This window comes from Paenarthrobacter nitroguajacolicus (genome assembly GCF_007786235.1).
Lineage (GTDB): Bacteria > Actinomycetota > Actinomycetes > Actinomycetales > Micrococcaceae > Arthrobacter > Arthrobacter nitroguajacolicus_A.
Genome location: NZ_VNFK01000001.1, coordinates 37358 through 57432 on the forward strand (window position 1 = coordinate 37358; position 20075 = coordinate 57432).

The 20075-nt window shown below is 63.5% G+C and carries 16 protein-coding genes; 9 read left to right on the forward strand and 7 right to left on the reverse strand.

Annotated elements, in window-relative coordinates:
* Nucleotides 1-13: 13 nt before the first annotated feature.
* From FQP90_RS00145 to FQP90_RS00160, 4 genes are all read right to left on the reverse strand, one after another.
* Nucleotides 14-1006: a 4-(cytidine 5'-diphospho)-2-C-methyl-D-erythritol kinase gene (locus FQP90_RS00145; protein WP_144647498.1), complete on the reverse strand. Its 993-nt coding sequence runs from the start codon at nucleotides 1004-1006 to the stop codon at nucleotides 14-16.
* Nucleotides 1003-1884, reverse strand: coding sequence for a 16S rRNA (adenine(1518)-N(6)/adenine(1519)-N(6))-dimethyltransferase RsmA (rsmA, locus tag FQP90_RS00150; RefSeq protein ID WP_144647500.1), 882 nt, complete (start codon nucleotides 1882-1884; stop codon nucleotides 1003-1005). Before rsmA ends, FQP90_RS00145 begins: the two co-directional genes overlap by 4 nt.
* Before the next feature lie 26 nt (nucleotides 1885-1910).
* A complete protein-coding gene (locus tag FQP90_RS00155; RefSeq protein ID WP_144647502.1) occupies nucleotides 1911-3065 on the reverse strand; it encodes a resuscitation-promoting factor in 1155 nt (384 codons plus the stop codon).
* 291 nt (nucleotides 3066-3356) lie between these two features.
* On the reverse strand, nucleotides 3357-4253 hold the full coding sequence (locus FQP90_RS00160; RefSeq protein WP_144647504.1) for a TatD family hydrolase: 897 nt from the start codon (nucleotides 4251-4253) through the stop codon (nucleotides 3357-3359).
* A gap of 173 nt (nucleotides 4254-4426) precedes the next feature.
* Between FQP90_RS00160 and FQP90_RS00165 the strand changes: the two genes are divergently transcribed.
* From FQP90_RS00165 to FQP90_RS00175, 3 genes are read left to right on the forward strand one after another with little or no spacing between them, the layout of a single operon-like run.
* Entirely contained in the window at nucleotides 4427-5515 is a 1089-nt protein-coding gene (locus FQP90_RS00165) for an AAA family ATPase (RefSeq protein WP_144647506.1), read from the forward strand.
* Between the two features lie 14 nt (nucleotides 5516-5529).
* The gene (locus FQP90_RS00170; RefSeq protein ID WP_144647508.1) at nucleotides 5530-6972 is read left to right on the forward strand and encodes a DUF58 domain-containing protein; all 1443 of its coding nucleotides are present in this window, start codon (nucleotides 5530-5532) and stop codon (nucleotides 6970-6972) included.
* A complete protein-coding gene (locus tag FQP90_RS00175) occupies nucleotides 6969-9467 on the forward strand; it encodes a transglutaminase TgpA family protein (protein WP_144647510.1) in 2499 nt (832 codons plus the stop codon). The genes FQP90_RS00170 and FQP90_RS00175 overlap by 4 nt, the downstream gene beginning before the upstream one ends.
* Nucleotides 9468-9572: 105 nt before the next feature.
* On the opposite strand, the gene FQP90_RS00180 is transcribed toward FQP90_RS00175, so the two are convergent.
* Together FQP90_RS00180 and rsmI are read right to left on the reverse strand one after the other, a co-directional pair.
* Nucleotides 9573-11054 (reverse strand): NAD-dependent succinate-semialdehyde dehydrogenase, encoded by a 1482-nt coding sequence (locus tag FQP90_RS00180; protein ID WP_144647512.1) that lies wholly within the window; start codon nucleotides 11052-11054, stop codon nucleotides 9573-9575.
* 160 nt (nucleotides 11055-11214) lie between these two features.
* On the reverse strand, nucleotides 11215-12096 hold the full coding sequence (rsmI, locus tag FQP90_RS00185; RefSeq protein ID WP_144648063.1) for a 16S rRNA (cytidine(1402)-2'-O)-methyltransferase: 882 nt from the start codon (nucleotides 12094-12096) through the stop codon (nucleotides 11215-11217).
* A 235-nt stretch (nucleotides 12097-12331) separates the two neighbouring features.
* Between rsmI and FQP90_RS00190 the strand changes: the two genes are divergently transcribed.
* The 6 genes from FQP90_RS00190 to FQP90_RS00210 all read left to right on the forward strand — a co-directional run bounded on the left by FQP90_RS00190 (nucleotide 12332) and on the right by FQP90_RS00210 (nucleotide 18774).
* The gene (locus FQP90_RS00190; protein WP_434371747.1) at nucleotides 12332-14023 is read left to right on the forward strand and encodes a dolichyl-phosphate-mannose--protein mannosyltransferase; all 1692 of its coding nucleotides are present in this window, start codon (nucleotides 12332-12334) and stop codon (nucleotides 14021-14023) included.
* A 33-nt stretch (nucleotides 14024-14056) separates the two neighbouring features.
* Nucleotides 14057-15889: an AMP-dependent synthetase/ligase gene (locus tag FQP90_RS00195; RefSeq protein WP_144647516.1), complete on the forward strand. Its 1833-nt coding sequence runs from the start codon at nucleotides 14057-14059 to the stop codon at nucleotides 15887-15889.
* A 156-nt stretch (nucleotides 15890-16045) separates the two neighbouring features.
* Nucleotides 16046-16516, forward strand: a complete 471-nt coding sequence (locus tag FQP90_RS00200; protein WP_144647518.1) for a hypothetical protein — start codon at nucleotides 16046-16048, stop codon at nucleotides 16514-16516.
* A 14-nt stretch (nucleotides 16517-16530) separates the two neighbouring features.
* Nucleotides 16531-17214, forward strand: coding sequence for a hypothetical protein (locus FQP90_RS23190; protein ID WP_167510382.1), 684 nt, complete (start codon nucleotides 16531-16533; stop codon nucleotides 17212-17214).
* Nucleotides 17215-17228: 14 nt separating this feature from the next.
* Nucleotides 17229-17849 (forward strand): SdpA family antimicrobial peptide system protein, encoded by a 621-nt coding sequence (locus tag FQP90_RS00205; protein ID WP_167510383.1) that lies wholly within the window; start codon nucleotides 17229-17231, stop codon nucleotides 17847-17849.
* Nucleotides 17839-18774, forward strand: coding sequence for a sporulation-delaying protein SdpB family protein (locus FQP90_RS00210; RefSeq protein ID WP_144647523.1), 936 nt, complete (start codon nucleotides 17839-17841; stop codon nucleotides 18772-18774). Before FQP90_RS00205 ends, FQP90_RS00210 begins: the two co-directional genes overlap by 11 nt.
* A 54-nt stretch (nucleotides 18775-18828) precedes the next feature.
* On the opposite strand, the gene FQP90_RS00215 is transcribed toward FQP90_RS00210, so the two are convergent.
* Nucleotides 18829-19956, reverse strand: coding sequence for a TIGR01906 family membrane protein (locus FQP90_RS00215; RefSeq protein WP_244296402.1), 1128 nt, complete (start codon nucleotides 19954-19956; stop codon nucleotides 18829-18831).
* Nucleotides 19957-20075: the final 119 nt, after the last annotated feature.

Below are 20075 nucleotides of genomic sequence, written 5' to 3' on the forward strand. Positions count from 1 at the left end.
AATGCGGGAGGTACTAAAGGAGGGTATCGGAGATGATCCGGGCGCCCGGCACCGGGCCGTGCACCGCCAGGGCTGTGTGGCCACGGTGCGTCAACTCATCTGCAAGAACGCTGGCAGCCACGGAATCCCTGGCCAGCAGCGCGATGGTTGGACCGGAGCCGGACACCATGCCGGCCAGGGCGCCCCGCGCTTCGCCAAGTCCGATGGTGTCACGGAGTTGCGGCGCCAAGGTGATGGAAGCGCGCTGGAGGTCATTGATGAGCACCCGGCTCAGAGTCTCTGGATCGCCGTTGCGTAGTGCCTGGAGGATGGTGGGATCCACGTCCACGGGCTCGGGAATTTCCACGCCTTCGGAATCACGGAGTCCATCAAGGGTGCGGAAGACGTCGGGTGTCGAGAGTCCGTAGTCTGCGAAGACAAGGACCCAATCCGTTTGCGCCTTGGCCAAGGCGGGCGACAGTTTGTCACCCACGCCAAGCCCGACGGCGGTGCCACCCAGGAGCGAGAACGGCACGTCGGCACCCAGCTCGGCTGCCAGATGAGCTAATTCTTCGCGGGACAGACCACTGTTCCACAGGGCATCGCAGGCAAGCAGGGTTGCTGCGGCGTCTGCCGAGCCCCCGCCCATGCCGCCGGACACCGGCACGCGCTTGGTGATTTCGAGGTGCACCCCGGTTGGTTTCTCGGACATCTCCGCCATGATGGCTGCGGCCTTGTAGGCGAGGTTGCGCTCGTCCAACGGGATGTCGACGCCGTCCAGGTCCAGCGTGCTGTCGGGGCTGATGCTGACGGTAATTCCTTCAGCCTCGGTGCTGGTGGCCGCCACTTCCTCGTACAGGGAAACGGCAAGGTAGACGCTGGCCACCGAGTGGTAACCGTCAGGCCGGAGCGGCCCGACGCTCAGGGAGACGTTGACCTTCCCGGGAGCTTTGACCCGGACCGTCCGGGCATGAAAGCGCTCCCCCACGAAGGGGAGGCTGCTTGGCTTGCGGGTGCCCGGGTTCATGCGTCCACGGGGTGGCGGGCTTCGGCGATCTTGACGTAGGCAGAGATGTCCAGGACCTCGCCGCGCGCCGTCGGGTCGACGCCTGCAGCAACAAGGCACCGCTCGGCCTCTGCAGCGCTTCCGGCCCAACCGGCCAGTGCGGCCCGAAGGGTTTTCCGACGCTGGGCGAAGGCGGCATCGATAACGGCAAAAACCTGCTCGCGGGTGGCGTGGGTTTCGGGCGGATCGTGGCGGGTGAACGCCACGAGCCCCGAGTGGATCTTCGGTGCCGGCCAGAAAACGTTCATGCCAATGACACCTGCCTTGCGCATGTGTCCGTACCAAGCCGCCTTAACCGACGGCACGCCGTAGATCTTGGAACCAGGAGTTGCAGCAAGGCGGTCGGCCACCTCATCCTGCACCATGACCAGGCCATGCTGGAGGCTGGGGAAATGCTGCAAGAGGTGCAGGACCACCGGAACGGCCACGTTGTAGGGCAGGTTGGCCACCAACGCAGTGGGAGGCACAGGCAATTCCGTCACCTTCATGGCGTCCGACAGGACCAGGTGGAAGTTGTCTTCCGCCTCGGGCCGCCAAGTACGCACGGTTTCGGGCAGCTTTTCGGCCAGCACGGGGTCGATCTCCACCGCCACCACGGTTTTGGCTGCGTCCAGCAAACCGAGCGTCAAGGAACCCAGCCCCGGACCGACCTCCAGGACGGTTTCGCCGGCGTCGATATTGGCAGCCGCCACGATCCTGCGGATCGTGTTGCCGTCAATCACAAAGTTCTGCCCCAAGGTCTTCGTGGGGCGTACACCGATTTCCTCGGCAAGCCGTCGGATGTCTGTGGCGCCCAGCAAAGGCGCGACGGCGGCGGGTTCGGAATTCGGTTCAGTCACCTAGGTATCGTATCGCCTGTGCGGGGTCAGGCTGCGTGCGCGCAGCCCCAGTCGCGGAGGCCGTTCTTGGCGTAGAGGCGGTTGGCGATATCGATCTGCTGTGCTTTGGAGGCGAGGCTGGCGTTGGGAGCGTACGCTCCGCCACCGTTGGCGAGCCAGGTGGGGCTGGAGAATTGCAGCCCACCGTAGTACCCGTTACCCGTGTTGATGGACCAGTTTCCACCCGATTCGCACTGGGCGATCCTGTCCCACATGGCTTCGTTCGGGGCGCCCGTGGGGCCGCTGCTGGCCGCTGCAGCTGCCTTGGTGGGCGTAGCTGCGGGGCGTGCCTTGGTGCCGACGCTGACCTTTTCGGCTACCGGCTTGGTGGTCACGTTGCTGGAGACCAGCGTGCGGGAAGCTTCGCGTCCGTCAACGAGGACCAGCTTGAAGCTCTTGACCAAGGACCCGGCTACACCCTTTTGGGTTACCTTCTCTTCGCCCTTGAAGAGTTCGGCGGTTTCGGTCTTGACGCTTTCGAACGGCACTTCTTCAGTGGCCTCGGCGGTCTTGCTGGTGTCCACGCGGGAGACCTTGATCACCATGTCCTGGATGACGGGAGCGTTCCCGGGCTGGGAGATGCGGTCATTGGCGCCCACGGTGATGCCTGCGTCCTTGAGGACGGTGGCGACATCGGCCGCCGTCGTGGTGGTGCTGGTGTCCTTGCCGTCGGCCACCACGCTGATGGTCTTGGGCGTGGAGATGGAGACGAAGGAACCGGTCACTTCCAGCGAAGCTTCCTTCGGCTGGGAAACTTCGGAGGAACTGGCGACGCCGAGTTCACTCACCAGGCCGGCTACGTCAGGGGCAGTCGTGTTGACGGTCTTCCGGGCGCCGTCCAACTCGATGGACACGGCCTTGGCAAGGTTGATGTTCACCACGGAGCCGTTTTCAACGCGGGCGTCGAGGGCGGGCGAAATGCGGTCGGAGTCCTTCAGTTCCACTTTGGCTGCCTTGACCACTTGGTCAACGGTGCCGCCAAAGGTCTGGACGGAGCTCACCTTGCCATCAACGTTGAGGGTGACTGTCTTGTTGTTGCCCACAAAGGCGACAACACCCACCACCAGCGCTGCGACAACCAGCAACTGGGCACCAACCTTGAGGAAGCTGAACTTGCCATCCGTTGTGAAGAACTTGATCACGATTGCCCATAACTCTCAGACCATCCGGGCACGGGGAAAAGCACAAAGGTAATGCCAGCCGCAAAACTGAGGGGCCAGGCCGTAAAGCCTGGTCCCACTCTTGCTGCCGGCATCTGCGCCGCCAAAATACATTCAACTGATGGGTCCGGAATTAACCGAACCAGTTGTCCGCAGGCCTTCCCCGACCCCGGCTACTTGTTTAACACAGTAACCGATCCGTTATAAACCAACCAAGATTTCTGCATACCCGGTATCCACGCCAAGGACGGCCGGGGAACCGTCAAAGCCTCTCTAGCCCCAGGATCCGTAGGCCTGCAGCGTGTTGTCAGCCAGTCGTGAACAGAGTTCGGAAAGGTCATCTCCTGTCACTTCCGCCATGGATCGAACCGTGTAGGGAACCATGTAGCTCGCGTTCGGCCGGCCACGGTATGGGTGCGGCGTCAGGAATGGCGAATCGGTTTCCACCAGGACCCTGGCAGGCTCGGCGATGGCCAGTGCTCCGCGAAGATTTCCCGCGTTCTTGAAGGTCATGGTCCCAGCGAAGGACATGTACCAACCATTCCGGTTGCAGATCCGGGCCAGTTCCTCATCCCCGGAGAAGCAATGAAAAACGACGCGCTCGGGCGCTCCCTCTTCCCGCAGGACCTGGACCACGTCGTCGTGAGCGTCACGGTCGTGGATCTGCAAGGTCAGCCCCAGCCGCTTGGCGATGTCAATGTGGCGACGGAAGGAGTAGCGCTGATGCACCAGGCCGTCGCCGTGGGTACGGAAGAAGTCCAACCCGGTTTCGCCAATGGCGCGGATACGCGGGTGGGCTGCCAGTTCTTCGATCTCAGCGAGCGCCGATTCCAGCTCCCCGCGGCCTGCGTAAACCGGCGCGTCGTTGGGGTGGATCGCCACGGCGCCAAGGAGTCGCGGATCAGCGTCCACGGCCTGCACGGTGAAACGGGAGGATTCGAGGTCGCAGCCCACCTGCACGGCCCCTTGCACGCCCACGGCCTCCGCCGAGTCCATCGCATCCCGAACGGAGACCTCCAGCAGGCCGTGCCGGAAGTCCAGGTGGGTGTGGTTATCCATCACCGGCACGGGCAGTGGCTCAGGTGCCGGCGGGTATTCCCTGCGGGAATCTGTTTCTTCTGTTGCGCCTGATGACGCACGGTACGGAGCAGGGGCGAGGGAATTGCACATGCTTCCACTTTATTCGGACCGTGGTCCTCCCCCGGCCGCGATAAATTCCACTTGGCACATAAATTCCCCGGAGCACTATGTCAGCTACGGCCAATTGCTGGGTAGTCTGGAACGGACAGGCGGCCAACACCGGGAGTTTTGTTGCCACCGTGGCCACGGCTGAAGGGCATTTCATGGAGTCCAAGCGACAAGTCACCGTTGAACCCTCCCCTCTCCAGGGCGAGGCTTACACCGCGCTGCCACGGGATGGCGCCGGACTCAACGGGCACAAGCCGCAGGTTATGGACGCGGAACGGTTCCATGATGCCAGCGAGCGCATCCTCGGTTCCATCAACAAGGTCATCGACGGGAAAGCGGAGGCTGCCAAGCTCGCGCTCACCGTCCTGCTCGCCCAAGGCCATCTTCTGCTGGAGGACGTTCCCGGCGTTGGAAAGACCCTTCTGGCCAAGACCCTGGCAAGGACGGTGGACTGTACGGTCTCCCGCATCCAGTTCACCCCGGACCTGCTGCCCTCCGATGTGACCGGTGTGTCCATCTACAACCAGTCCTCCCGGCAGTTCGAGTTCCGCCCCGGAGCAGTGTTTGCGAACATCGTGATCGGCGATGAAATCAATCGGGCTTCGGCCAAGACCCAGTCCGCCCTCCTTGAATGCATGGAGGAACACCAGGTCACGGTGGATGGACATTCGTACCAACTGGGGTTGCCGTTCATGGTTGTAGCGACCCAGAACCCCATTGAAATGGAGGGCACGTATCCGTTGCCCGAGGCCCAGCGCGACCGTTTCATGGCGAGAATTTCCATGGGCTACCCGGACAAGGACGCCGAGATCGAGATGCTGGAGACGCACCAGGCGTCCTCGCCACTGGTCAAGGTGACTCCGGTGGTCACGGCCAGCGACGTTGCTGCAATGGTCTCCACGGTCCAGCAGGTATATGTGTCCACTGCCATCAAGGAGTACACGGTGGCCATCGGCCGTGCCACCCGCGACAGCGCACGGCTCCGCCTGGGCGCAAGTCCCCGGTCCTTGCTGCAGTTGTTGCGGGCGGCCAAGGCCACAGCCGCACTGGATGGCCGTGATTTCGTCCTCCCGGATGATGTGGTGGACGTGGCCGAATCGGTGCTCGCCCACCGCATCATCCTGGACCGCAAAGCAGCAAGCTCGGGCGATACTCCGCAGAGCATCCTTCGGGGCATCCTTGCCTCCCTGCCGGTTGCCCAGGAACCGCCCGGTGCGTGGCGCAGGGACAGGCACGCCGTTTAGGAGGCAGGCAGCTAATGGCACTCGTGGATCGGCTTCCCAAGCACTTGTTCACCAACCGTGGCTGGGGACTGCTGGCGGCCGGGGCGCTTTCCCTGGGGTGTGCCTATGTCATGGGCCGGCGCGACCTCCTGACGCTGGCTGTGCTGTTGCTCCTCCTGCCACTGGTCTCCCTGGCCGGTGTCCGCGTACTCAAACCAAAATTCCAGGTGTACCGGGAGTTCAATCCATCCACGGTGGAAACGGCAAGTACCACCACTGTCCGCTTGGCCGTTGCGCGGTCTTCGTATTCCACGGGACACGTGATCATGGAGGAGCAATTGCCTCCCCGTTTTGGCGAGCCACCCGCTTTCCGTTTCCCGGCGCGATCCGCCTCCGGCGGCACCAGCCGCTACGAGTACCATTTGCGCTCGGGGAAGCGGGGACAGTTCCGGATTGGTCCGGTGACTGCGGAGTTCAGTGATCCCTTCGGTTTGTCGCTGCGCCGGCATTCAATCGACGACGGCGACATCCTCACCGTGACGCCGGCCGCCGTCGAACTTCCCGTCACGGGCCTGGCGGGAGCGCGCGGCAACGACGGTGTGACGGCAACGCGCATCCGCGCGAACCCCAGTGATGACGACATCATGACCCGCGAATACCGGCACGGAGATCCCATGCGCCGCGTACATTGGGCGGCCACGGCGCGTCACGGGCAACTCATGGTGCGCCAGGAAGAATCGGTGACCACGCCGGAAGCCACCCTCATACTGGACCAACGTTTTACCGCCTTCGCTGCCGGAGCGGGGTCAGTGTTCGGCAGCCACGACGAAGACTCGGACCTGGTGACCAGTCCCAATTTCGAGTGGATTGTCACGGCCGCCATGTCCGTCACTGCCCACTTGGCGGAATGGAATTACTCTCTCCGGGTCCTTGACGCCTTTGGCAACCCTGCGTTCCTCCGGTCGCGTTCTGCACCGGAGCCGGACACGGAGGAGTTCTCCGGTGCGGGTGGCTTGCAGGCCATCGCAGAAGGACTGGCCGCCATAGAGCTCAGCGGCCCCCGGCACGCAAGGGCTGAACATCACCGGTCCGAGCAACATGGCGGCGAGCACCGGGACCCCGGCGCGCAAGGGGACACTGCCGACTCAGCTTTTGACGACCACCTCATGGATAAGCTCTCGGCTCACCGTTTGCGAGGTCCCCTCCTGGCGCTGGTGGGAAACATGACGCTCGCCGAAGCCAGGGCCTTGGCGCCCGCGGCAGCCTATGGCGCCAACGCTTTCGCCTTGGTGGTGACGGACGCTTCACGAAATAACGATGATGTGCTGGAGATCCTCCGCATCGCGGGCTGGCGGGTGGCCGCAGTGACGTCCAAAACCCACTTGACGGCGGCTTGGTCGGCATTCGATGAGGGTGGCATCGTGGCCGCGGCAGGAGCTGCGATGGACGTACGGCGCGGAGCGGCGGTGCCACGATGACCGCTACATCCCACCGGGGCACGCCCGAAGCAACCGCTGCGGCCGGTGGCGCCGCACGGAACCAATCCGGGAGTCCCCGGCGCCCGCAAGCGCCAGGACCAGGGCCCTACCCATGGGTCATGGCGGGATCCATCGCATTGGCGGTGCTGGGCGCCGCGTTGTCCCTGAACGGCGTCCTCAGGGGCTGGGCATGGTTCATGCCACTGATCACCACGGTGGTTGCGGTGTCGCTGGCGCTGGCCATCCTCAGGGCCCTCCGCGCCCAACCGCTCCTTGCCACCCTGGGGTCCTTTGCCACTCTCGCGGGTGTGCTTAGCTTCATCTTCGCCCGCCAGGACAGCCTGGCGGGCTTCATCCCCACCACGGGGACCTTTACCGCCGTCGGCCGCCTGATCAAGCGGGCGGCAGAAACAGTCGTGTCCGAGAGCGCCCCGGTGGCACCGAACGCAGGGATCGTCTTCGTGATGTGCGCCTGCCTGGGCCTACTGGTGATCTTGATCGACGCTTTGGCCGTCCCCCTGGCGATGCCGGCAGCAAGCGGCATTGGACTCCTTGCCGTCATGGTGGTTCCGGCCACCATCAAACCCCAGAGCGTCGGAATGGCCGGGTTCATTGGCGCGGCCGTGGGCTACCTCCTCATTCTCGGCTGCAGCCATTGGTTCGCGCCGGACGCACGGCTGCAGTCCGGCTCCGGGCGGGGCGCCGGCCAGTTCCGGCGATCGGTGGTAACCGGCGGACTGGCATTGGCCTTGACCATGGTCGCCCCTTTGGCGATTCCAGGCTTCGAGACCGGAACCTTCCCGCAAGGTTCCCGGTTGAGTCCGTGGGGCACTTCCAACGGGCTCAACCCCATGATCACGTTGGGCAACAGCCTCCGCAGTCCCACAGGGTCAGGCCGCATCACCTACGCCACGAGCTCCAGCGCGCCCGTGTATTTGAGGTCCGTGACCATTGACCACTTCGACGGCGAAACCTGGGCCCCTGACGACCGTGCGGCAGAGCGGCGCGTAGGTGCCGACAGGATCGAGACGGGGTACGCCGTCCAGGGTGAAGTGGTCAATGCCGTCACGTCCGTCAATGCGGGGCTGTTCACCAGCCCGTACCTCCCGGCTCCGTTCGCGCCAGCATCGGTGAACGGCCTCAACGGACGCTGGACCTGGGATCCGGCCACCTTGAGCATCATGAGCACGGAGACCACCACCCGTGCCCAGCGGTACGTGGTCTTCTCTGCCGCTCCCAAGGTCACGGCGCAGGCGTTGTCTCAAGCCACGACCGCCCCCAGCGGCATCTCGGAGGACTTCCTGAGGATTCCCGGCAGCTTGCCGGACATCGTCCGTCAGACAGCCGACACAGTGACGGCCTCGGCGGGCAGCAACTACGCCAAGGCCCTGGCGATCCAGAAATACCTGCGTTCTGCCGAGTTCACCTACTCCCTGCAGGCGCCCGTGCAGAATGGCTACGACGGCAATGGCCTCTCCGTCCTGGCTGACTTCCTGGCAGTGAAGAGCGGTTACTGCGTTCACTTCTCCTCCGCCATGGCCGTCATGGCAAGGGCCGAAGGCATCCCCAGCCGAATCGCCGTGGGCTATGCCCCAGGTCGCCTCACCGGCGAGTCGGTTGCCTTGGTGGGCCAGGGTTCGTTCCCGGAGTACGAGGTAGACGCACGTGATGCGCACGCGTGGCCTGAGCTGTACTTTGAAGGCCTCGGTTGGGTTCCCTTTGAGCCCACGCCTTCACGGGGCGTTGTTCCCGAATACGCCACGGAAAGCTCCGTAGCCGGCAACCTGAGCACCAACGCGGATGAGAAAGAGGTCCTGACCACTCCGGCGCCGCCCGCAACTGCTCCTGTACCGATCCCGGGAGTCGAGACGCCAGCCGCCGGTTCCGCCAGCGTGAACCCGCTCCCCGCGATAGGTGCCACGGCAGCCGGGGTGTTGCTCCTCGTTGGATTCCTTTGGTCCCCAAGGCTCAGCAGGACGGTCCTGCGGCGGCGCCGCCTGAACCGGAAACCGCCGGATGAAGCCGAGCCCGGAGCCCCCGGTTTCACGGATCCTGCCCCGGAGCTGGCGTGGGCGGAGTTGCAGGACCTGGCCACCGACTACGGCGTACCGTCCGCGCCCAGCGAGACCCCGCGGCACTTCTCCGCCAGGCTCCGCTCAAGCACCGCCTTGGGAGACATAGGAGGAATCGACGACGCCGCTCACGCCGCGGTTGCCTCCCTCACCTCGGACTTCGAACGGCAACGCTATGGTCGCCAAGCAGCGGTGGCACCGGCAGCGGCGGCCCGCATCGCCGTCGTCCGCGAAGCATTGCGGAATAATGCACGCTGGCTGGTGCGCTTCCGTGCGGACTGGTTGCCGCCGTCGATGATGCAGCGTTGGGTCCATGCCCTCGGTGCGCCTTTCCGGGCGGTTGGAACATTGGCAAGAACAGCAGGACGGGCAGTGGCCCGATGGTGGCGGGCGCTCCGAGGGTTGCTGCCGCTACGCCGCTAAGGGGACAGCGAAGGGCCCGGCTCCGGAACTTGTGGTTCCGGAGCCGGGCCCTTGCGTTTGTCTGCCGTTCTTGTTGCGAGAGCGGCGGACTGGAGCCTGCGCAGCCTAGTCGGCGTACGGGTCCGCGATACCTACGTACTGGGTGTACAGGTACTCTTCGATGCCTTCCGAGCCGCCTTCGCGGCCCAGGCCGGACTGCTTGACGCCACCGAACGGTGCGGCGGCATTGGAGATGACGCCTGCGTTGAGGCCCAGCATGCCGGTCTCGAGGCGTTCGCTGATACGCAGGCCGCGGTTGAGGTCCTTGGTGAAGACGTAGGCAACCAGGCCGTATTCGGTGTTGTTCGCCAGGCGAACGGCGTCGTCTTCGGTGGAGAAGGTGATGATCGGCGCTACCGGTCCGAAGATTTCTTCCTGCAGGATGCGGGCGTCGGCGGCGACGTTCTTCAGCACGGTGGGCTGGTAGAAGTAGCCGGGGCCATCCACGTGCGCACCACCGGTGACGGCGGTCGCGCCGCCTTCCACGGCTTCAGTGACCAGGGCGTGAACGCCGTCGCGGGCCTTGCCGTCGATCAACGGTCCCACCTTGGATTCTGCCTCGGTACCGCGGGCCGTGGTGAGGGAACCGATCTTGGCGGCGAACTTCTCCGCGAAGGAATCCGCGATGGATTCGTGCACGATGAAGCGGTTCGCTGCGGTGCAGGCCTCGCCCATGTTGCGCATCTTCGCGGCGATGGCGCCTTCAACGGCCTTGTCCAGGTCGGCGTCTTCGAAGACGACGAACGGGGCGTTTCCACCGAGTTCCATGGAGGTGCGCAGGACCTTGTCCGCGGCTTCGCGGATCAGTGCCTGGCCCACCGGGGTGGAGCCGGTGAAGGAGATCTTGCGGAGCCGGTCGTCCTTGATCAGCGGGCCCGTGACGGCACCGGCGGTGGAGGTCTGGATGACGTTCAGGACACCAGCGGGGAGGCCGGCTTCCTGCATGACCTGAGCGAACAGCAGGCTGGTCAGCGGGGTCAGGTTGGCGGGCTTGAGCACCATGGTGCAACCAGCGGCGACGGCGGGGGCTACCTTGCGGGTGGCCATGGCGAGCGGGAAGTTCCACGGGGTGATCAGCAGGCAGGGACCCACCGGCTTCTTCTGGACGAGGAGGCGGTTCTTGCCGTCCGGAGCTGCGGAGTAGCGGCCGGACACGCGGACGGCTTCCTCCGAGAACCAGCGCAGGAACTCGGCACCGTAGGTGACCTCACCGCGGGCTTCGGCGAGGGGCTTGCCCATTTCGAGGGTCATGAGCAGTGCGAAGTCTTCGGCGCGTTCGGTGACGAGCTCGAAGGCGCGGCGCAGAATTTCGCCACGTTCGCGCGGCGCGGTGCGGGCCCAGTCAGCCTGGGCGGCAGCGGCGGCGTCGAGGGCGGCGGCGCCGTCTTCAGCGCCAGCGTCGGAGATGCTGAGCAGGACCTTGCCCGTGGCAGGGTCCTCAACATCAAAGGTCTTTCCGGATCCGGCCGGGCGCCACTGACCGTTGATCAGCAGGCCGGTGGGGACGGAAGCCAGCAGTTCGCTTTCGCGTTCAACCGTGACAGTCATGGCGACTCCTTCGTCTTGGGTGCTTTGGAGAATTGCACCACTGGGGTTCGTTGCCGGAAGTGGCTTGAATTACTGCCACGGTACTGCCCCGCGAGAAGCAGTGTCTACGCCTTCACGCACTGCCAAGTGATCGCCAATTTGTGCACCTGCACAGCCTCCGTCAGCGTGCCGCCAGGACGGCGGAGTACAGCTCCCGCTTGCTGACACGGGCGTCGTCGGCCACTGCTGCCACGGCTTCCTTCAACCGGATGCCTTGCGAAATGAGTTCGTTCACCGCCGCCACATGGTCTTCCGGCTTGCCGGGTGCCTGTTCAGGCGCACCACCCACCACCACGGCAATCTCGCCGCGGACTTCATTGTTTTCAGCCCACTCCAAAAGTTCCCGCAGGGTACCGCGGATGACTTCCTCATAGGTCTTGGTCAGTTCGCGGCAGACCGCTACGCGGCGGTCGGCACCGAAGCGCTCATGCAGGGCACGCAGCATCACTTCGAGCCGATGTGGCGCCTCGAAGAACACCATGGTGCGGCGTTCGCCGGCTAGATCGGCGAGGCGTGAGTTCCGATCCCCCGATTTGCGCGGCAGGAACCCTTCAAAACAAAAACGGTCCGTCGGCAACCCGGAGAGAGCCAGGGCCGTCAAGACTGCGGACGGGCCGGGTACGGCGGTCACCGTCAGTCCGGCCGCCACTGCCCCCTCCACCAGGCGAAACCCCGGATCCGAGACCGCAGGCATTCCCGCATCGCTGACCATGAGGATGGTCTTGCCGGCGCGTACATAGTCCAGGAGTTCACCGGTCTTGGCTACTTCATTATGTTCGTGATAGCTGATGACGCGGCCGGAGACCTCAACACCAAGCGCCGTGACGAGCCGGTGCAACCGGCGGGTGTCTTCTGCAGCCACGATGTCGGATGTCGCCAGCAGTTCCACCAGACGCGAGGATGCGTCGCCCACGTTACCGATGGGGGTGGCCGCCAGCACGATCCTGCCGACTCCGGTGGTGGCGGCGGAATCGGGACTTCCTGCAGGAGTCGCCTCTTCCATGTCATCGCTGAAGGAGGTCTCGTCCTGGGTGTTGCGTTGTTCGTCCACCTGCCAAGCCTAATGCCGCGCGGGGTTCAACGCTGCAGCAAGGATCGGCAGGTAGCATGGGCGGGTGAACCCGTCGCCCGTTTCTGCCGCCGCTTCCGGCAATCCTCCGGCGTCTCCCGCACCTGCTGAGGCCGTAGACGCAGCGGATGCCAGCGCCCGGCAGACGGGCGTGGACCCGAAAAGCGGCATGGGGCCTCTTGCGCGACGGAACTCAGGCAATGAAGGTGCCTCCGGACTGCTGCCGGGCCGGGGTTTGGAACGCCACAGTTGGATCGCCCGGCCGGCCGAGGCCTTCACCGCCGAAGCGCTGAGGACCCGCCTGATCGGCGGGATCCAGAGCTGGCGCGACTACCCGGCATCGTTGCGCTTGTGGTTCTGGTTGATCCCCACCATCACGGCAATCCTGGGGGGAATTCTCCGGTTCTTCCGGCTCGAAGCTCCGCACAGCCTCGTGTTCGATGAAACGTATTACGTCAAGGACGCCTACTCCTATCTGGTGAGCGGCTACGAACGCAGCTGGCCCGCCAAGGCCAACGACTCCTTCAATGCCGGCAACCCGGATGTCCTCCTCAACACTCCGGAGTATGTAGTCCACCCTCCCGTGGGCAAGTGGATGATCGCGTTCGGGATGTGGCTGTTTGGCGGGGACAATCCCTTCGGCTGGCGCTTCGGTGCTGCGTTGGCGGGCACGCTCACCGTCTTCCTGGTGTCCCTCATTGCCCTGAAACTGTTCCGCTCGCATACGCTCGGTGTCGTGGCGGGCGTGCTGCTCGCCATCGACGGGCACCATCTGGTGTTGTCGAGGACGTCCTTGTTGGACGTCTTCCTTGCGTTGTGGATCCTCGCCGCTTTCGGCGCCCTGTTGTTGGACCGCGACGACGGCCGCCGTCGTCTTGCTTCCAGGCTCGCCGCTCAAGCGGCTGCTTCCCCGGGAGGCCGCCCCTCACCCACCCAACTGGTGGCCGGACCGTGGCTTGGAATGCGATGGTGGCGACTCGTGGCAGGCCTCTGCCTTGGCCTGGCTGTAGGCACCAAGTGGTCAGCGTTGTTCTTCGTGGCCGCCTTCGGCCTCATGACGGTCCTGTGGGACATCAGCGCGCGCCGGGTAGCCGGCATCCGTAGTTGGTTCAGCGCGGCCATCATCAAGGACGGCTTGCCCGCCTTCGTGACCATCATTCCGGTTGCGGCTGTTACGTACGTCGCCACCTGGACAGGCTGGTTCCTCTCAAAGGACGCTTACTACCGTCAATGGGCGGCCACCAACCCAGCGCCGGGCTGGGACTGGCTGCCCAACTCGGTACGGTCCCTGGCGCATTACCACCTTGAGGCGTACAAGTTCCATCAGGGCCTCAGCTCGGACCACCCCTACGAATCCAGCCCGTGGACCTGGCTGCTCATGGGCCGTCCCACGTCGTTCTATTACCAGTCCCCCAAAGAGGGCGCCGCCGGCTGTGTCGTAGAGACCTGTTCCTCGGCCATCCTTCCCGTGGGAAATCCAGTGGTGTGGTGGGGCGGGACCATCGCTTTGGTCATCCTGCTGTTCTGGTGGGCAGGCCGCAGGGACTGGCGCGCCGGTGCGATTCTGGCCGGAGTAGCCGCGGGTTATCTTCCTTGGTTCATGTACCCGGAACGCACCATGTTTATCTTTTACGCGGTGTCCTTCGAGCCGTTCCTGGTGCTTGGCCTGACCTACGTGTTGGGGTTGGTGCTCGGCCGCAGCAGCGATCCACCGTGGCGGAGGCGGTCCGGTCTCTACGTCGTGGGCCTTGTCCTGGTGCTGGCCGTCCTGGCAACGGCCTTCTTCTATCCGGTGCTGACGGCTGAAGTGATCAGCTACCAGGAGTGGCGGATGAGAATGTGGATGCCATCGTGGATCTAGGAACAAAAGAGCCGTACAGGAAGTGAGCGAGTTGTGAGGGAAGCAAGCACGGAGCTTCTGGTCGAGGCCGACCCGAACACCAACGTGACGGACCTCCTCCTGGAACGCTGCGCCAAGGATCCGTTCGGCATCCTCTATGCCCACAAGACGGCCAACGGTTGGCTTAACGTTTCCGCAGCCAGGTTCCTTGCCGACGTCACCGCCTTGGCCAAGGGCCTGATCGCCGGCGGCCTCAACCCCGGCGATCCGGTGGCGGTACTCTCCCGTTCAAGCTTCGAATGGACGCTGGTCGATTTCGCCATCTGGATGGCCGGCGGTGTCACCGTACCCATCTATGAGACGTCGTCCGCGAGCCAGATTGAGTGGATCCTGGCCGATTCCGGAGCCAGGCGCATCTTCGTGGAGGACGCTGCGAAGGCCGGTCTGGTCCATACCTTGGTGGACCAGTCCACGGAACTTGGCGACGACCCCGTGACCATTGTCCGGATGGAACACGATGGCGACGCCCCCAACCTGACCAGCGTCTCCGCCGTCGGAATCGGCATTATGGACGCCGAACTGGAGCGGCAACGCAGCGCTGCGAACCTGGCTGACGTCGCCTCGATCGTCTACACGTCTGGAACCACTGGCAAGCCCAAGGGCTGCGAAATCACCCATGGCAACTTTGTCCTCGTAGCCCGCAACGTTATCCCGTTCCTCCCCGAACTGCTCATGCAGCAGGGCGCACGCACGCTGATGTTCCTGCCACTGGCCCATGTCCTTGCCAGGGCGGTCCAGGTTGTTTGCCTCACCGCAGGCATCACACTCGGTCACAGTGCGGGCGCCAGCGGACTGATGGCGGACCTGGGCTCGTTCAAGCCCACGTTCCTTCTGGCGGTCCCCCGCATCTTCGAGAAGGTCTACGCAGGAGCCGACCACAAAGCGGCCATGAGCGGGAAGTCCGCGCTCTTCTCGGCGGCCTCCGCAACCGCTGTGGAATATTCGACGGCGGTGGATCTCGCCGCGCGTGGCCAAGGGACCGGTCCGGGTTGGTTGTTGGGACTCAAGCACACCGCGTTCAACAAGCTCCTGTATCCCAAGGTGCGGGAGGTGTTCGGCGGTAATGTGGGCTACACGGTTTCCGGGGCCAGCCCCCTCAGCCTGCGGGACAACCACTTCTTCCACGGCGCCGGTGTCCCCGTGCTGGAGGGCTATGGCCTGACGGAAACCACGGCGCCCTGCACCGTCAATACGCCCAGCATGTCCCGCATCGGCACTGTTGGCATTCCCCTCCCCGGAACCACCATCCGGGTTGCTCAGGATGGCGAGGTCCTGGTCAAGGGCATCGGCGTCTTCAAGGGATATCACCACAATGACGCAGCTAATGAGGCCGCCTTCGTGGACGGGTTCTTCCGCACCGGCGACCTGGGCGAACTCGACGCCGACGGCTTCCTGACCATCACAGGCCGGAAGAAGGACCTCTTGGTGACAGCCGGGGGCAAGAATGTGGCTCCTGGTCCGTTGGAAGAGAAGCTGCGCGAACACCCCTTGGTGGGTCAGGCAGTAGTGGTGGGCGATGGCCGCCCCTTCGTCGCGGCACTGGTGAGCCTCGATCCCGACGGCTTGGCCGATTGGTGCGAGCAGAACAAGTACGGCGACCTGACCCTCAAGGAAGCCGCTGGCGACGACCGGGTGAGGGCGGCCGTCCAGTCGGCCGTGGATGAGGCCAACAAGCTCGTCTCCGCAGCTGAGTCGATCAAGAAGTTTGCCTTCATCACGGCGGAGCTCAGCGTCGAATCCGGACACCTGACGCCGTCGCTCAAGCTCAAGCGGGCAGCTGTGGTTGGCGATTTCTCTTCAGTTGTGGAAAAACTTTTCGAGAAGTAGTCCCTCCACCTAGGCTGCCTCTAATCACCACCTAGTGCTACCTATCCAGCACCTAATTCGGCCATAATCACCACCTAGATAGGCCGGTCCCTGCCTAGGTGCCGTTGTTGTCCACGTAGCGTTTTCCTCACGAACCACACGTTCAAAGGGGAACTCATGGCAACACCATCAGGCATACCGACACCGGCGCTCTACTACTCGCGTGTCCGGGCTGCCTTGATACCGCGAATTGCGGGTTTCACGATGGTTGCGCTGGGCCCGGTGCTGTTCGTGCTGATCGTCCTGAACAACACACCGGAAGTGCTCTTCGCACCGCTGGTCACCACCGCAGCTGGTTCATTCATCGCCTTCATGACTGTCACCGTCAAGGTCGACTCGCAGAACGTCGTGATCGCCTTCTGCGACATCTTCAAACGGACATTGCCCAGGGATGAAATCGCGACGTTGACCACGGACAACGCGGCCGGTCCCAGTGGGTACGGATTCCGATACATGGGGCCCGGCATGGTCGGGTACCTCGTCGGCGGTCCCGAGATCAATATCGAGATGAAAAGCGGTAAGACCGTCATCGCCAGCACGGACCGCCCTGAACAGCTCATTCGTGTTCTGACCGAAGCAAACCACTAAAAGAGGAGAACCAATTGTCGAAACGAACCTGGCCCCTGTCAGTAGGAGCTGTGGCACTGACCGCGGCCATCGCCTTGGGCTCAAGCGGAGTCGCCTCGGCAGCACCCCCGCAAACCCACGCCGTCACGCGGCATGTAGTAAAGGATGCCACGTCCGAAGGCAAAGGGCTTTTCAAGGCAATCTACTTTGGCGTCGGACCACAGGTAGCTGAAGTCCGGGAAAAGCTGAACGATGGTTCCTACGAAGAATTCGCGCAGTCCGCAGCCAACCAAGAGGGACAAGTCCAGGCAGCAGACGCGGTGGTGTCTGCCATCGAAGCCAAGAGTCCTCAATTCTTCGCCACCCTCCACGCAGCCCTCACCAGTGGCGATGTGCTGCGGGTTGATGCGAAATTCAAGCAAGTTCAGAAGATCATGACGGACCTCCTGAAGTCTGAACCGCAGCAGGTTACGGCACTGGCAAAGTCAGACACCGCAAACCCCTTGGCGGCCGTCCCTGTCTTCATTTGGGCCGCAGCAGTATGGGATGTCGCCGCGGCCGTCAACTACGCAGTGGGCGTCAACGTCTCTGTTGCCGCTGCCGCCGTCGTGGTGGTGTACGCCAAAGTGGCCTTCTGGCCCTCCGCGGGCACCGCGGGTTCACAACTGGAGAGCGAGAACAGCATCTCCCAGTTCACAGCGGCCCTGTCGCAGGATTGATCCCGGCCCCATACATGACCTCCGTACACACCGTTGAGGGTGTCCCCGCTGCTGGATGGACACCCTCAAAGGGACCGCAAGTAAGCCCCCTTCATGTGCTGGCCCCCGTAGTTGGCCTCCTGGTCCTTGGGACGTACTCCATTTTGTCGTCAATTCCTTCAACGATCCTGACGCTGCCCTACTTTGACCAAGTGAAACCAAACGCCGTGTCAGCCATGCCTCAAGGGTGGGCCTTCTTTTCCAAGTCGCCCCGCGATCCTTCCGTTGCTCCGTACCGCGAAGATGCCAACGGCTCCTTTACGTCGCTGAGCAAACTTCCAACTACCCGGGTGGAGAACCTCTTTGGTGTCAGCCGGGAAGGCCGCGCCCAAGGCGTTGAGGTCGCCTTGGTATCCGGTGGGTCCGGGGCCGGGAATTGGATGGATTGCTCCAGCCCGGTCCTACAGGAATGCGCGGAACTCGTGCATGACACACCCTCGTCTGTCGTTACCAATACCGTTACCTCCCCCACGCTTTGCGGTGATGTCGTACTCGTGCAGACCACCCCCGTGCCCTGGTCATTCAGGCACCAAACGCCAATGAGGGAAAAGGCAGACAAGGTCATCAAGCTGCGTGTGGACTGCAATGGCCAATAAGCTCTCAACCATCGTGGAGATTCCGCGAATCACGCTGTCTGTGGTCTGGTCGCCCTTCATGGGCATGATGCGGAGCGTTCTGGCTGTAGGCACCCTGCTGACGTTGATTTTCACGAGCAACGACGCACTATTCCGGCCAGTTCTTGGCGTAGGCAACTATCCACTCTGCCGCGGAGTTGAATCGTTCGGCCTGTTCTGTGTCATTCCGCATGAGCAGCTCGGCCTCGCCAAGGCACTCGGCGTGGTCATCCTGTTGCTGGTGATTTCCGGGGTCTTGCCCCAGCTCACGGGGGTCCTGCATGCGTGGGTGGCCTTCAGCGTGGCAACGGGTATCTCAATCCCGGACGGCGGGGACCAGATTACGTCAAACCTGGCACTGCTGTTGGTTCCGATCTGCTTCACGGATCCACGACTGAACCACTGGTCGCGGGCCAGGGCGGGATCCTGGTGCCTGCAACACCGGGCCGGCATTGCTGTTGTTTCCCTGGCCGCCCTGAAAATCCAAGTCTCGGTGTTGTACTTCTACTCCATGACCGGAAAGATGTTTCAGACCGAGTGGGCCGAGGGCTCGGCCCTCTACTACATCGGCTCGGGTTTCTTCGGCCCTTCCGGAGCCCTCAAGGATGCCTTTGCCCTGCTGACGGATAACCCGGTGATATCCCTCGCCATGTCGTGGGGTGCACTCCTGATCGAGCTGCTCCTGGCAGTGACGTTGCTGACGCCTGTCAGGTACCGGCTGCTCTGGTTTGCCCTTGGCGTTTCGCTCCACACGGGCATCGCGCTGTTCCTGGGGATCTGGAGCTTTCAAGTCGCCATGCTGGCGGCCTTGTCCTTGCTCACTATCCCGGCCAAGTCCCCCGTCTACTCTGCAGGATTCGGCCTTCGCCACTTCAGGATCAAAATGGCCTTCGCGATGGCTCAGTAACCCCGGAACGGACACAGGCCGAGATACGCGGCTTCGTGTCCTTTCGGCCGTGTCCTAACGGCGGGATTCGGTCGCCTCTTGGCGGATGTCAGCCGCTTCGGGCTCCTCGTCGGCTTGCTTCGCGGACGTTTCAGCCTGCTCGGGCTCCTGCTGGGACGCCAGCCCCCGGCGCTTCCGCGTGGGCCAGGTGAGGATGAACGTCACAGTCGCTGCGAGGAACACCAGGGCGCCGATCACGATGCCCGCATCAACCCAGAATTGCCCCGGGAAGAGTCGGATGAGAGTGTCCTCCAGTGAGAACGTCCAGGTGCCGTTGGCGAAGAAGATCCGGTGGAACTCGGTGAAGAACTGCTGCCAGCTCAGTACTGCCAGGACGGCGAGGCCAATGATGATCAACAGCGTCACGATGGAGCCGGCAAAAAGACCGCGACGTACTCCGCCGTTGCTCCGCTTACGCAGGTACATGATGGCGATGATGCTGAGGATGATGAGCAGCAGCCCGGCGCCGAATGACGACAGAATGACGAGCTTGACGTCGGCCATGTGCGAGACTTCGCTGTCTTTGAACAGCTTGGCCCCGTCCTGATTGACCAAGCCGCCCAGGTATCGGGGACCTGCCCAGTTGCTCAGGTAGTCCACAGCGTAGGAACCGTAGGTCATGCGGTCATCGGTATTGAAACCGTAACCGTCGCCGGGGAAACCCGGACGGTTGTATTCCACCCAAAGGAACAGCGGACTGGTCACCGCACGAACGGCCAGCACCAAGAGGATCACCGGGTAGAAAACGGCCAACATTACCTGGAAGATCCGGGGACCGATCGGTTTTACCTTGGCTGCTTGCTCGCGTTCTGCATTGCGGCGGGCTACTTCGTCTTCGGGCGGACGGACCTGAAGCGCCGACGTCGGCAGGGGTTCCGAATAGTGTGAGGGCTGCTTGTCTGCCGAAGCGCCTGCGAGTGTGTCAGCGAACAGTGGCGGCTCGGCCTCGACGTCGGCTGCTTCGGCGGCCTTCCGGTCGGCGCGGCTTTCCGGCTGGCCCGTGGCAGGCGTAGCGCTAGTGGCAGGCGTAGCCGCAGAAGTACCGCTGGACGTCTTAGGCTTCATCCAGTCGAAGGCCGGTTCGTTGGGGTCCTCGTGGAGATCCGTGTCCGGTTCTTGTGGTTTTGGGCTCTTGTCGCTCACAGCGGGTTCACTTCCGTAGGCATCCACCGGCGATTGCTTGCTGCCGGCTCTCTTGTCTGCATTCGAGCCTACCGCCCGGCTTTACGCAGACACGCGGTGCCACCCCGGCTGCGACCAGA

Excerpts from the sequence above, each read along its gene's own strand:
- FQP90_RS00145 (WP_144647498.1), bottom strand. The coding sequence starts at position 1,006 with ATGAACCCGGGCACCCGCAAGCCAAGCAGCCTCCCCTTCGTGGGGGAG.
- FQP90_RS00160 (WP_144647504.1), bottom strand. The coding sequence starts at position 4,253 with ATGTGCAATTCCCTCGCCCCTGCTCCGTACCGTGCGTCATCAGGCGCA.
- FQP90_RS00165 (WP_144647506.1), top strand. The coding sequence starts at position 4,427 with ATGGAGTCCAAGCGACAAGTCACCGTTGAACCCTCCCCTCTCCAGGGC.
- FQP90_RS00170 (WP_144647508.1), top strand. The coding sequence starts at position 5,530 with ATGGCACTCGTGGATCGGCTTCCCAAGCACTTGTTCACCAACCGTGGC.
- FQP90_RS00175 (WP_144647510.1), top strand. The coding sequence starts at position 6,969 with ATGACCGCTACATCCCACCGGGGCACGCCCGAAGCAACCGCTGCGGCC.
- FQP90_RS00180 (WP_144647512.1), bottom strand. The coding sequence starts at position 11,054 with ATGACTGTCACGGTTGAACGCGAAAGCGAACTGCTGGCTTCCGTCCCC.
- rsmI (WP_144648063.1), bottom strand. The coding sequence starts at position 12,096 with ATGGAAGAGGCGACTCCTGCAGGAAGTCCCGATTCCGCCGCCACCACC.
- FQP90_RS00190 (WP_434371747.1), top strand. The coding sequence starts at position 12,332 with ATGGGGCCTCTTGCGCGACGGAACTCAGGCAATGAAGGTGCCTCCGGA.
- FQP90_RS00200 (WP_144647518.1), top strand. The coding sequence starts at position 16,046 with ATGGCAACACCATCAGGCATACCGACACCGGCGCTCTACTACTCGCGT.
- FQP90_RS00205 (WP_167510383.1), top strand. The coding sequence starts at position 17,229 with ATGACCTCCGTACACACCGTTGAGGGTGTCCCCGCTGCTGGATGGACA.
- FQP90_RS00210 (WP_144647523.1), top strand. The coding sequence starts at position 17,839 with ATGGCCAATAAGCTCTCAACCATCGTGGAGATTCCGCGAATCACGCTG.